This is a genomic window from Allocoleopsis sp. (genome assembly GCF_036703385.1).
Taxonomy (GTDB): domain Bacteria; phylum Cyanobacteriota; class Cyanobacteriia; order Cyanobacteriales; family Coleofasciculaceae; genus Allocoleopsis.
This window is the reverse complement of sequence record NZ_DATNPA010000551.1, coordinates 1-12,870: the sequence shown is the minus strand read 5'-3', so window position 1 is coordinate 12,870 and position 12,870 is coordinate 1. Positions and strand designations below refer to the sequence as shown.

Genomic DNA, 12,870 nt, shown 5'->3' with positions numbered 1-12,870 from the left:
TGCCCGGGTTCAAGCGGCGCATGCAGTGGTTTATCGAAAACCGTCCCGCCCTGAGCGACCATATCGAGTCCGAGGCCACCGACGACGGCCCACGCCGCTTTCTTTCGCTGGTCAATCGCCACCGCCTCAAACGTGTGTTGGGTTATCCTGCCCGAAGACTTGCGCTTACGTGACCTCAACCCAACTACAAAATTAACCAAGTAACTTAAGTCAGTGCCATTCAGCTATAGCCTAAATCCACAGCTATCCGATGGGCACAGGCAAACCCGGAAAACGCCACTGCATTTAACCCCTGTCCAGGAAACGTACTATCCCCGACACAATACAGTCCTGGGATTGAAGTCCGATTAAACGGCATTCCCAACAACCCCATTAACTTGCGTGTGGGAATCGGTCCATACGTCCCATCCTCACGCCCCAAAAACCGTCGATGGCTTCGAGCCGTCCCGACTTCCATGTAGTCTAGCCCCGCATCTAAACCTGGAAAAATCTTTTCGAGTCGCTCAATCACCCGTCCTGCGGCTTCTTCCTTCTTCTCCTCATACTCAGTAGGTGAAAGTTCCTGCCAATCATCTATCCAACTGGGTGTAAAGGTATGGATAATGTGATAACCTTTCGGGGCTAAATCTGGGTCAAGCAGGGTGGGAATCGATACAAAAATCGTCCCCTCTGCCTCCTCCATCTTCTGCCAATCTTCCAGCAAAATGTGGTGACACTCTGTACCCGGTGGCAAGACGTTCGCCTCGACACCTAAGTGCAAACTCAAGAAACTGGGTGACTTCTGATATCGCTGACGCCATTTTTTCTCCGCCACTGGCATCTCTTCCGGGGGCAATAACTTGTCAAACGTATCCCAACGTGTCGCATTAGAAACAATCCGTTTGGCTCGGTAGATTTTCCCATCAGCCAGTTGAACTGCGATCGCTTTCCCCTTTTCTGTCAGAATTTTCGTTACCCTGGCTTTGTACTGAATCTGCCCTCCCGCTTGTTCCAATCCCTCCACCAGTTTGAGAGCGATTTGCCCCACTCCCCCTTTGGGGTAGTTAATCCCACCATAATGTCGGTCAGAGAATACCATCCCCGCATTAATCATCGGTGTTTTATCCGCAGGCACCACTGACCAGCAGTAGCACTCCATATCAATAAACTGTAATAACTGAGGGTCTTTGATGTACCGACGGGCGATATCCCCCGCATTTTGGGGCAAGTACTTCACCAAACCGAGGCAAGCGAGAGGATGCTGGAAAAATACCCGCGTTAGATATCGGGGTTCTTCCAAAGACAGCAACTCCATCGCGTTGAGGCAGTTAAAAACCTTCCAGCATTCGTCGTAAAATTTGCGAATTCCCTCTCGCTCATGGGGAAAGTAGGCGGTCAGTTCTTGCAAAAATTTCTCATAATCTTGATGAACTTTTAGATCTAATCCCCCAGGCAAATGATACTGAATCTGCACGGGGTCGGGAATCGTTTCTAAACTGACATTGACTGCATCAAGCGCTCTGGTGAGGAGATTTGTCGTCCCTTTCGTGCCAAAGCCAAAAATCATCGATGCTCCAACATCAAAGTGGTAGCCTTCGCGCTCAAAGTAACCCGAACTCCCACCGGGAATGAGGTAGCGTTCCAGTACCAGTACCTTCGCTCCTTTTGCCGCCAGTTGCGTGGCAGTCACCAGCCCCCCAATGCCAGAACCAATAACAATGACATCAAATACCGATGTCTCTGAGGCTGAATGAGATTGATGGGAGGGTAAGGGAGTTTGGGAAACAGCAGACATTGAAATCGCAGTATATAAATTTACGTAACGAATCTGAGTTTAACGCTTCTAGCTGGGAGGCTGATACTGTTGCTCAAAGAAATCTTTAAAGAAATAAAGTGGAGACCAGTCCGCTACTGCTTCCCGGCCCCACCTGCCGATCCTTAATGAGAGGAGAACACTGAAAATTAATATAGCTTTGTTGAAAATCTATGTCAATACTAATAAAAATAATTCTCAATTAGAAGGGAAGACCTTCTCTTCGTATTCTTTGCCTTAGCTTTTGGCTCACTCAAGGGGTACTCCAGGAAATCCCCTGTATCCCTCTAGCTGGGAGTATCCCAGATTGTGAACCGTTCCTCAGGATATGATTGTTCAGGAATCAAGCTGTCCTCTCCATCCATCCCCAGCCGCTTATGTCTATCCAACTGCGTGTGTATGTACCACCCCATCCTCTGATTAAGCACTGGTTAGGTGTTGCCCGTGATGCTTCAACACCTTCACCCTTGTTTAAAAGCGCGATGACCGAGTTGGGGCGATGGTTGACCTACGAAGCCATTCGAGACTGGTTGCCCACTGAGGAAATTATGATACAGTCGCCTCTGGCTCCCTGCCCTGCAACGATGGTCAATCCAGAAGTTCCCTTGGTCGTTGTGCCCATTCTCCGGGCGGGATTAGCGTTATTGGAAGGGGCCCAGACGTTGCTGCCGTTGGCGTCCATTTACCATCTTGGGCTCGTGCGGAATGAGGAAACGCTAGAAGCTAGCTGCTACTTGAATAAACTGCCCAATCAGTTTAAACCCAACACCCATGTCCTAATCACAGATCCGATGCTGGCAACCGGCGGGTCGATCATGGTGGCAATGGCAGAACTGGTTAAGCGAGGTGCCGATCCGGCTTTAACGCGGATTATTAGTGTAGTGGCTGCCCCACCCGCCCTGCAAAAGCTTAGTGCAAGTTATCCGAGCTTAACGATTTATACGGCGATGATTGACGAAACGGTGAACAGTCAGGGGTATATTGTGCCCGGATTAGGGGATGCAGGCGATCGCAGTTTTGGCACTTAAAGCTAGGTCGAAATGTCACTGATACAAAAGTTTGTAGTAAGCAATGCGAGCGCCTCCAGCACTTCAGTGCTGACTACGAACCTATGCTATGTCAGTGACATTCAACCTAGGGAGTCGGCTGTTACTTCAGGTAGAGCCCTTGCTGGGAGAGGCCAGATCTATGCCGCAGATGTAATTCCCCTAGTCCAGTTATCAAGGTCAGCCAAAGCGCGATCGCGATACACCCCATATCGCTCCTGCTTATTCTTGATTCGCACCGACAACGGAGGCAAAATACCAAAATTTGGTGGCATCGGTTGGAAATGTTTCGGCGAGGCTGAACTAATAAACTCAAACAACGCACCCATCATCGTCACAGCCGGAAGTATGACGGGTTCCAATCCCAACACCAACCGCGCTGCATTCGTCCCCGCTAACCAACCCCCAGCCGTTGCGGCGGTGTAGCCTTCTGTACCCACTAGTTGCCCTGCTGCCAGTAACGTTGATCGCTTCTTAAATTGCAGCGTCGGATGCAATAACTCAGGCGCATTCAGAAACGTGTTGCGGTGCATGACGCCCATCCGCACAAACTCGGCATTCTCCAACCCAGGAATCAGGCGAAATACTCGTTTCTGCTCACCCCAGCGCAAATTGGTTTGAAATCCCACCATATTCCACAGCTGACCCGCCTTATCTTCTTGGCGCAGCTGCACCACCGCATAGGAGCGATCGCGATTTGGGATTTTGGATTCTGAATTTTGGATTAAGTCTTCTTCTGTTTGGCTTTTGGTACGAGGATCGAAGAGTCCCACTGGCTTCAGAGGGCCATAGCGCATCGTATCCTCCCCTCTGCGTGCCATCTCCTCAATCGGCAGGCAGGCTTCAAAGAATTTTGCCGTTTCTTGCTCAAAATCTTTCAATTCCGCCTTTTCAGCTGCACAAAGTTCCTGCCAGAAGTGGAGATACTGCTCTTTGTTCATTGGACAGTTCAGGTAAGCGGCTTCGCCTTTATCGTAGCGCGAGGCCATAAAAGCAATATCACGGTTGATCGAGTCCCCGACTACAATGGGGGATGCCGCATCAAAAAAGCTGAAGTATTCCATACCTGTGAAGCGTTGCAGGTCTTCCGCCAAGGCAGGCGTCGTCAGGGGGCCACTCGTCAGCACTACCACGCCCTCAGGGGGAATCTGCTGCACTTCTTCCCGACACAACTCAATCAGAGGATGGCTTGCCAGTGTTTCGGTTAATTCACCGCTAAAGACGGCTCGATCTACCGCGAGTGCTCCACCCGCCGGGACAGCATGTTCATCGGCTTTGCGGATAATAATTGAACCAAGGCGACGAAGTTCTTCGTGTAATAAACCGGAAGCGCGATCGCTCGACTGGGCACCAAAGGAATTACTGCACACCAGTTCCGCCAATTCTCCGGTGTGATGGGCAGGGCTTTTCCTCTGGGGTCGCATCTCGTGCAGCACCACTGGCACACCAGCCTTGGCAATTTGCCACGCCGCTTCCGTACCAGCTAACCCACCGCCGATCACATGAATCACGTTCTCCATCCTTTCCTTATATCCTCCACAATGCCGTGTTCTCAAGGCAGCAACAACCTATCATCACAAGCCGACTGCTGCCTTTAGCTTCACCTTTGGTGCCATTGCACTCCCAAAACAGCTAATCTTCTGATTCTTCAATCATGGCGGGGTCGATTAGAGTAACATCCAACGGATCAATCGGACCAGACTTTCCTGTTTCTCGCCTGAGCCGATAATATTTCGCCGTCACTCTAGGGTCAAACATGACCTCATCCTCATGTTCGAGGTCGTGGGCTGGGACTTTGCGACCATTAATCAAAATTCCGTTAGAACTCAACTGACCTTTGAGGTCGCCATCTACAATTCGGTAATAGTAGTTACCATCTTCGCGCTGGCGTCGCACCAACGTAGCATGTCGGCGAGAAACAAAGAGTGAATGCAAACGAATATCACAGTTTGGTGCTCTGCCGATGGAATAAACTTCCCCACCTAGGGGAAATTCTCGGCGGTCTTTATCATCTTGTACGATTAACCAGTGACCCTCCTGCGGTTCTGAAGGTACGGACGTTTCTTTGCTGAAACCGATGGGAGGGCGATTGAGTGAGGATGACTGAGATTTAGAGGCTTTAGCTTCAGGCATTTTCGGATATCCTTGGCTTTATGAGGATTGGAAAAGAAATGTAAACTCAGTGTTAGTAACTTTGAGGTAATGTAATACGGGACATTTAATGAGTTGGCTGGTTTAAACCAAAAGTTTTAACCAGTAGGAACTGAGCGTTCCGACTTGGATGAATAGGGTCATAATGATTGTGGATAACGTTTAGTATGCTTTTCACATCAATCATTTCCCTTCAAAGGACTATTTGCCAAGGGTTTATCAATCCGCAAAAGCTGAACACCCCAGAATCGTTGTTATCCAGTTTAACTATAGAGTCATGTGATTGGGACATGACCATGCCTGAATGGCTTGTACTTACTAGCTCTCAGGTTTTTCTTAAGCTCTAACTAACAATCTTCACACCCAAACACCGAGCAACCCTTTACCTCTTACATGTTTAATAGTTCAGTTATCGTACCAGGTGGTAACACAATACTCGCTAAAATTACCAAAGCGAGCAATCCTGCAACATCGCGCCAATTGTCAAGTTCTGAGACATCGTTAAGCGCTGGTTCATCCGCCACCGGCAGGAGTAACAGGATAATTGCCCAGACTAATAAATCAGGTTCAAGCATGGCTCTGACCAACACTAAGAGTCGGACAACCTGACCGATCGCAATACCAGTTCTCTGTCCAAACATGGCATGGACAATATGGCCTCCATCCAGTTGACCTACAGGCATTAAATTAAAAGCCGTTACAACCAAACCGATGTAGCCGGCTACTGCTACCGGATGAAGATGGATTGCCATTTTCGCCGTCAATTGGCTGCCTAATGCCCACTTACTCAGGACAGTCAACAACAAGGAAAATCGGGGATTAAGGGATTGGAAATTTAATAATCCTGAGGCATCAGACACAGGAACGACCGCCGAGTGCGCGAGTCCCCAAATCAGCAAGGGTACCGTCACGAGAAAGCCAGCTAAAGGCCCTGCAATCCCAATATCAAATAAGGCTTTACGATGGGGCACAGGCGATCGCATCTGAATAAAGGCCCCAAGCGTCCCCAAAAAAAAGGGCACAGGGATAAAATAAGGCAACGTTGCGCGAACTTTGTAGAACCTTGCCGCGATGTAATGACCCAGCTCATGGATACTTAAGATCGCCATCAGAGCTACAGCATAAGGCAGTCCTCGAAGTAAAACCGTTGGATCAGCTTGCGACTGTTCGGCTGTAACCCCGGCAATCTCAGCCCCAATCACGGTAGTCGTCAGCAATGTAATCAACACTAACCCCAAGGCAAACAATGGGCGAGTCACTGGTTCAGTCTCCTTCTCTTGCCCTACTTTTGGCTGAGATTGAGGATTCGGAACCAGAGCAAAAAACGGCTTGCCGTTGAAGCTTTCTTGAAAGATCACAAAAAAGCGATCGCCAAATTCTGCCTCTATATTTTCCCGCACTGTTTGGTAGGCTGACTCCGGGTTAGTGCGTAGCTTTCCACGACACAGAACAGCTTGAGGTCTATACTCCACATTCTGAAGATAGTAAACTCCCCAAGGGAAACAATTTCTGAGTTCAGTTTCTTCTTGTTTAGTAATGGGGCGTAGCGTCGGCGTCTCGCTGTTAGGGGGAAGCATCTGTTGGGTGAGTGACATTTGAGGTTGATTATCAACCTCCTGATTCATCGGTGGCTTAGGAACCGGGCGTCCCCACTGAATAAGTAACCAGTACAGCAGTGGGCAAAGGACAAATGGGCCAACCGTCAAAGCTAGCGGTGGTGGTGTATTCTTTCCATAGACTAGCATCCAGGCACTCCAAATCAGGACGGGTGTCATTAGCACCAGCCACAATAGCCATACTGGAGTCCGGGTTATGTTAGCAACACTACGCTGGATCGTGAAGTAGGTGAAAAAACCCAGACTCAGTAGAATTAGGAGCAACCAGAGTTCCATGATGTAAAAATCACAATTGGTGTGAAAAAACGATCTTAAAAGAAGGTCAACACCGTTTGTTAACAACTAAAGGCATACAAGTATTGTGCAACCCGATTCCCCACAACAGGGCAACTTTATTCCTCCTCACAGCTCACCATCTAACCGACTTCCTGCTGCACTCAAACCACCACGTCCTGTCCTTGATACGATTTTTGCATTTGCGCCCAATCGAGATACTTTGGGTGGCACAGCCTATCTTATTCTAGAAAATACAGGCAACCTCCTGATCGATTGTCCCGCCTGGAATGAAACCAATGAGCAATTTTTACGGGACAAAGGGGGAGTATCGTTACTCTTTTTGACCCACAGAGGCGGGATTGGCAAAGCGAGGGACATTCAGGAAGCGATGGGCTGCAACATCCTGATTCAGGAGCAAGAAGCCTACTTACTACCAGGACTTAACGTAACATCATTTCAGTACGAGTTGACCCTCAGCCCCAACTGTTCAGCCATTTGGACGCCCGGTCACTCTCCGGGTTCTTCTTGTGTGTACGATAGCCGTTTTGGTGGCGTTCTCTTTTCTGGGCGTCATTTGTTGCCTAACCAACAAGGAGAACCTGTCCCTCTGTATACCTCAAAAACTTTTCACTGGCGCAGACAGATTCACTGTGTCAAGTCTCTCATCGAACGCTTTACCCCCGAAACGTTGAATTATATCTGTCCCGGTTCCAATACAGGTACCTTGCGAGGTAAAGGCGCGATCAATCAGGCGTATCATCGGTTGGTTCAGCTTAATCTAGAGGCTTTGCTCACCTCTCAACCGTTGTTGTAAACTAGACCTCTTGCATAAATCCTGAAATGCCCCCTAAATCCCCCAAGTCTGGGGGACTTTGAATGTATTCTCCCCAAAATTGGGGGGTTGGGGGGGCGAAAATCAACTTTTGCAAGAGACATTCATGAGCATCTGCTCACACTCCAGGATGAAAGGAGACTTTCAAAACAGGTCTACTATCGGCACTTCATAAGTTAGGGGCAGGCACAGGGGCGCTACCCCTAGGGAAAAGCACATAGATACCTTAACTTTTGACGGCCTCGGCAAGCACGGATTGAGTGGTCAACAACTTGATGGCGGCTTGATATTGCTCGTCTGCCGCCGTTCCCACCTGACTAAGAGTAATTGGTTCTAAAGATACCTCTACATCTGGCTGGATTCCCAATTTATGGATATCCCGGTGCTTGGGTGTCTCGTACTTGGCAACAGTCACAGCTAATCCTGAGCCATCCGTTAGGTCAAATAAGGATTGGATTAAGCCTTTGCCAAAGGTTTTTTCCCCGACTAGCTTAGCCCTACCATTGTCCTGCAACGCTCCAGCGAGAATCTCACTGGCACTGGCAGTCCCCTGATTGACTAACACAATCAATGGGTCTTCTGTGAGCGCAGGGCCATAGGCTTCAAAGCTACCCAGCGTTCCTTGTCGATTAACGGTATAAACAACGGTACCTTTATCTAACCAGAAGCGGGCAATTTCGATACCGGCTTGTAGTAAACCTCCAGGATTATTCCGCAGATCGAGAACATAACCCTGTGCACCTTGCTCCTCTAATCGAGCGATCGCATCGGCTAATTCAGCTGGAGCATTGGCACTGAACTGGGTTAGGCGAATGTAACCAATAGGAGTACTGTTTTGGCTGGAGTCGAGTACCGCATAGACGGGGTTGAGAGCGATGCGATCGCGTACCAGCTCAATCGACTTTGGCTCTCCTTCCTTACCTTGAATTTTCAGGGTAACCTTCGTCCCTATCGTTCCACGCATCCGCGAGGCGGCTTCATCCAGCGTTAGTTTTGAACTCAGTATGCCATCAATTTCCAGGATGCGATCGCGGGGTTGGATTCCCGCCTGTTCTGCCGGAGAACCTGCGATGGGTGTGATCACTTCCAACTCCCCAGTCTCAGCATCGAGAGCAATCTGTAATCCCACACCCGAGAGCTCTCCGGAAGTATTCACCTGTAAACTCCGATATTGATTCGGGCTTAAAAAGCGTGTGAAGGGGTCTTCCAGACTCTCCAACATCTTCTGAATGGCTGAATAGGTTGCATCCCGGTTATCCAAATGCTTTTGTAATGTCCTCTCCCGCAACTGCCACCAGTTCTGGTGGTTAAACGTGTCATCGATATAGGATTGACTAACGATGCGCCACGCTTGCGAGAAGAGCTTTTGCTCTTCTGTAAAAGCCAAGGCTGGTTGTGTCCACCAGGTCAATGAAAAAATGATTTGGAACAGCAGTAAGACTCCGACCCAAAAAGCTCGTTTGCGCATGACCAACAATTTAACTTTAGGCTTTGATTCTTTAACTTCCTAGTGTGGCAGAGCCTTAGAGAATCGGATGGCTCGAAATACACTTTTTTCCCCAAGTCTCTACGGCCTGCACAATAACAAACCCTGGAGAGGTACACTCTAGCAAGACTTACCTATAGCAAGCTCTGCTACAAAAATCTACCCCCAGAATTCATATCCTCTACTCTAAGGGAGCGACTGCCAGACCCCAAAGGAGGGACTCAGTGGTAGGATTAAGAAAGTACACATAACTTTGTGTACGAATGATAAGAGGGATTTGTCATCCCACAACATCCTTTTACGAATTCTGGCTTCATGTTCTCTAAGCAAATAACCGACTCGAAAGCCTATCAGTGGTTTGAGGAGCGTCTAGAAATCCAAGCCCTAGCTGAAGACGTTACCTCCAAATATGTACCTCCCCACGTTAATATCTTTTACTGCCTTGGTGGGATTACCCTCACTTGCTTCATCATCCAGTTTGCCACTGGATTTGCAATGACCTTTTACTATAGACCGACTGTCACCGAGGCATTTGCCTCTGTGCAGTATTTAATGACTGAAGTAAACTTCGGCTGGCTGATCCGCTCCGTCCACCGCTGGTCTGCCAGCATGATGGTGCTGATGATGATTCTGCACGTCTTCCGTGTCTACCTCACGGGTGGTTTTAAAAAGCCTCGCGAACTCACCTGGGTAACGGGCGTGATTCTGGCGGTGATTACTGTTTCCTTCGGCGTTACCGGTTACTCGCTGCCTTGGGACCAAGTCGGTTACTGGGCTGTCAAGATCGTTTCTGGTGTTCCCGACGCAATTCCCTTTGTTGGTCCTTTACTCGTCGAACTGCTTCGCGGCGGCGCAAGTGTTGGGCAAGGGACTCTGACTCGCTACTACAGCGCACATACCTTTGTCCTGCCTTGGCTGATTGCGGTTTTCATGCTGCTACACTTCATCATGATTCGCAAACAGGGCATTTCGGGTCCGTTGTAAAGCGAACTGTTGGCAGTTAGCGATTAGCTGAATGTCATAGGTTCTGGCTCATTTCTAAAAGACAATTAGAATCAAGCTAGAGGCTAAGTACTTTCTGACTGCCGATCTGCAATAGATAAGGAGAAAAGTCTAAAGATGGCAACACTTAAAAAGCCGGATCTCAACGATCCAAAGCTGCGCGAAAAACTAGCCAAAGGGATGGGTCATAACTACTATGGCGAACCCGCTTGGCCCAATGACCTCCTCTATACCTTTCCCGTAGTCATTATGGGAAGCATTGCCCTGTGCATTGGTTTGGCTGTTCTTGACCCCGCTATGGTGGGTGAACCAGCGAACCCCTTTGCTACGCCCTTAGAAATTCTTCCGGAATGGTACCTGTTTCCAGTTTTCCAAATCCTACGTACTGTTCCTAACAAACTGCTGGGAATATCTTTAATGGCTGGGATTCCTTTAGGTCTCATCCTAGTTCCATTTATCGAAAACGTTAACAAGTTCCAAAATCCCTTCCGCCGCCCCGTGGCGACAGCGGTGTTCTTATTTGGCACCCTTGTTACCATCTGGCTGGGTATTGGTGCAGCTATGCCAATCGATAAGTCTCTCACCCTGGGTCTATTTTAAGACTTGAATTTTTGGTCTTGACGCCTGCGGGTGTCTTAGCGGTGCTCATGTACCACCCAAAGACACTACCAGGTGTCAATTTTTTTTGGTCTACGCCAACACCAGAATGGAAGAAGTGGTATGTCGATTGCCAGCCAGATCTAACATTCAAATAGAAGCTTCAAAAGTCAATCCAAATTCGCTCAGAGAATGGACGGCAAAGGCAAAGCTGACCATATATTTATTTTTCTAGATGTTTTTGATAGCGAAGGGGGCATTCAGTCCTACGTAAAAGATGTTTTGCAGGCTTATGAGTCAGTATCACGTCAGCTCGCTCGGCAAATGAGCGCTGAAGTTTTTTTGCTCAGGGATGACCCAAAATGCCACAATCCTTTCACTCATCAAACTCTTAAATTTCATTACCTAAAAACTAAGAATCCTCTGCTAGGACGGTTGCGGCTGACTATAGGACTTTGGAACAGTTTGTGGTTACGCCGTCCCAGCCACGTTTTCTGTGGTCATATCAATCTGGCACCGCTAACTCAGCTATTATGTCAGCGTTGGGGAGTTCCCTACACGGTTTTGACTTATGGAAAAGAGGTTTGGTATCGATTACCCGATCGCGAACGTCAGGCTTTAGTTGCTGCAACAGGAATTTGGACGATTAGCCGCTACAGTCGCGATCGCCTTTGTACTGCCAATGACCTGAATCCCCACAAGGTTGAGATTTTACCTTGTGTGGTGGATGGGGACGTTTTTGCCCCTAGTTCCAAACCACCCGGATTAATCGCCCGGTATGGTCTGGCTGGTTCTAAAGTGCTGATGACCGTTGCCCGACTCTGGCCTACCGATTTGTACAAGGGAGTTGATGTGACAATTCGGGCACTTCCTGCGATCGCCACAGTTTTCCCCGATGTTAAATATCTCGTCATTGGTCGAGGTGATGATCGACCCAGACTAGAACAGCTAGCTCAAGATTTAGGTGTTGGCGATCGTGTTGTCTTTGCCGGTTTCGTCCCAACCAGTGACCTGGTTGAACATTACCGTCTTGCTGATGCTTACATCATGCCCTCTCAAGAAGGCTTTGGCATTGTTTATCTAGAGGCAATGGCTTGCGGTAAACCCGTGCTTGCCGGTAATGCGGATGGTTCGGCAGACCCCCTACAGGATGGACAGCTTGGTTGGCAAGTTCCACACCGAGACCCAGAAGCCGTTGCTACAGCATGTATTGAAATTCTTAAAGGAGAAGATCAACGCTGTAACGGACAGTGGTTGCGCGAACAGTGCCTTGCTCGATTTAATACAGCTATCCTCACGGAGCAGTTAAATACGTTGCTCAATTCGGCTAAGATTTCTCCGACTTCAGCACCCATACAAACTACTAAACCTCAGTAGATAATTGGGAAGTTTGGTTTAAGGGGCGATAGTTAAAAATCAAAGGAAGAATATTAGGAGAATTAAACAAGCTTTTTTCACGGCTTGATAGAGAAAAGGTCTCCATAAAGTCAGCTTTTTAAAATTTTGTAAAACTGTATACATCCTTTACAGGATACTACACAATATCTTCATATTTATAAGAAGCATCCCCTGATTTTTTATTATAAAATCAATGGCATAGGGCTATATTTTATCTACGACTATTTTCAATTTAAAAGTAATCACAATTGCTCAATTTTCTCAAAAGGTTTGTAGCTATTCACTGCAAAAATATTTATTTTTAGCGATTCCTTTATAGAGTGCGAATTTTGAAGATATTAAGGATAGAGAAATATCCTGAAAATCCAGGAAATTTTATACAGCTTATTCACTTAACTACATCGAATATTAATTTTTTTCGACAAAATTAAACGTGTTTTTTATTCATTAATTCGTCTTTATGCTTAAATCTTATTTTCTTTCCATCTCTTGACGTTTCCATCAAAAATCAATTAGCGTGAGAGCAGTGATTGCCAAGGAGATAAGCATGAATCTAGAGACAGAAATCAGAGAATTCCTGGCGAATATTTCTCAGGAACAAGATATATTGAAATATATTTATAACACAACACCGGACAGTTTCGTCCCGTTTGAAACGCCGATCTACTACTCAG

General features: G+C 47.7%; 10 protein-coding genes. 5 read left to right on the top strand and 5 right to left on the bottom strand.

Translation table 11 applies throughout. From position 1 onward, the window contains the following. Nucleotides 1-220 precede the first annotated feature (220 nt). Nucleotides 221-1,774 (bottom strand): carotenoid isomerase, encoded by a 1,554-nt coding sequence (gene crtH, locus V6C93_RS26960; RefSeq protein ID WP_333479754.1) that lies wholly within the window; start codon nucleotides 1,772-1,774, stop codon nucleotides 221-223. Between the two features lie 395 nt (nucleotides 1,775-2,169). Between crtH and upp the strand changes: the two genes are divergently transcribed. Continuing rightward, entirely contained in the window at nucleotides 2,170-2,820 is a 651-nt protein-coding gene (upp, locus tag V6C93_RS26955; protein WP_333479753.1) for a uracil phosphoribosyltransferase, read from the top strand. A 158-nt stretch (nucleotides 2,821-2,978) separates the two neighbouring features. Here the strand turns inward: upp and trmFO are convergent, their stop codons facing one another. From trmFO to V6C93_RS26940, 3 genes are all read right to left on the bottom strand, one after another. Further along, a complete protein-coding gene (gene trmFO / locus V6C93_RS26950; protein WP_333479752.1) occupies nucleotides 2,979-4,358 on the bottom strand; it encodes an FADH(2)-oxidizing methylenetetrahydrofolate--tRNA-(uracil(54)-C(5))-methyltransferase TrmFO in 1,380 nt (459 codons plus the stop codon). A 112-nt stretch (nucleotides 4,359-4,470) separates the two neighbouring features. After that, nucleotides 4,471-4,971, bottom strand: a complete 501-nt coding sequence (locus tag V6C93_RS26945; RefSeq protein ID WP_333479751.1) for an FHA domain-containing protein — start codon at nucleotides 4,969-4,971, stop codon at nucleotides 4,471-4,473. Between the two features lie 407 nt (nucleotides 4,972-5,378). Then, a complete protein-coding gene (locus V6C93_RS26940) occupies nucleotides 5,379-6,881 on the bottom strand; it encodes a site-2 protease family protein (protein ID WP_333479750.1) in 1,503 nt (500 codons plus the stop codon). Nucleotides 6,882-6,999: 118 nt separating this feature from the next. Between V6C93_RS26940 and V6C93_RS26935 the strand changes: the two genes are divergently transcribed. Further along, nucleotides 7,000-7,695 (top strand): MBL fold metallo-hydrolase, encoded by a 696-nt coding sequence (locus V6C93_RS26935; protein WP_349262856.1) that lies wholly within the window; start codon nucleotides 7,000-7,002, stop codon nucleotides 7,693-7,695. A 244-nt stretch (nucleotides 7,696-7,939) separates the two neighbouring features. Here the strand turns inward: V6C93_RS26935 and ctpA are convergent, their stop codons facing one another. Next, nucleotides 7,940-9,181: a carboxyl-terminal processing protease CtpA gene (ctpA, locus tag V6C93_RS26930; protein ID WP_333479748.1), complete on the bottom strand. Its 1,242-nt coding sequence runs from the start codon at nucleotides 9,179-9,181 to the stop codon at nucleotides 7,940-7,942. 333 nt (nucleotides 9,182-9,514) lie between these two features. Between ctpA and petB the strand changes: the two genes are divergently transcribed. From petB to V6C93_RS26915, 3 genes are all read left to right on the top strand, one after another. Then, entirely contained in the window at nucleotides 9,515-10,183 is a 669-nt protein-coding gene (gene petB, locus V6C93_RS26925) for a cytochrome b6 (protein WP_333479747.1), read from the top strand. A gap of 135 nt (nucleotides 10,184-10,318) precedes the next feature. Further along, on the top strand, nucleotides 10,319-10,801 hold the full coding sequence (petD, locus tag V6C93_RS26920) for a cytochrome b6-f complex subunit IV (RefSeq protein ID WP_333479746.1): 483 nt from the start codon (nucleotides 10,319-10,321) through the stop codon (nucleotides 10,799-10,801). A gap of 189 nt (nucleotides 10,802-10,990) precedes the next feature. Then, entirely contained in the window at nucleotides 10,991-12,175 is a 1,185-nt protein-coding gene (locus V6C93_RS26915; protein ID WP_333479745.1) for a glycosyltransferase family 4 protein, read from the top strand. Nucleotides 12,176-12,870 lie beyond the last annotated feature (695 nt).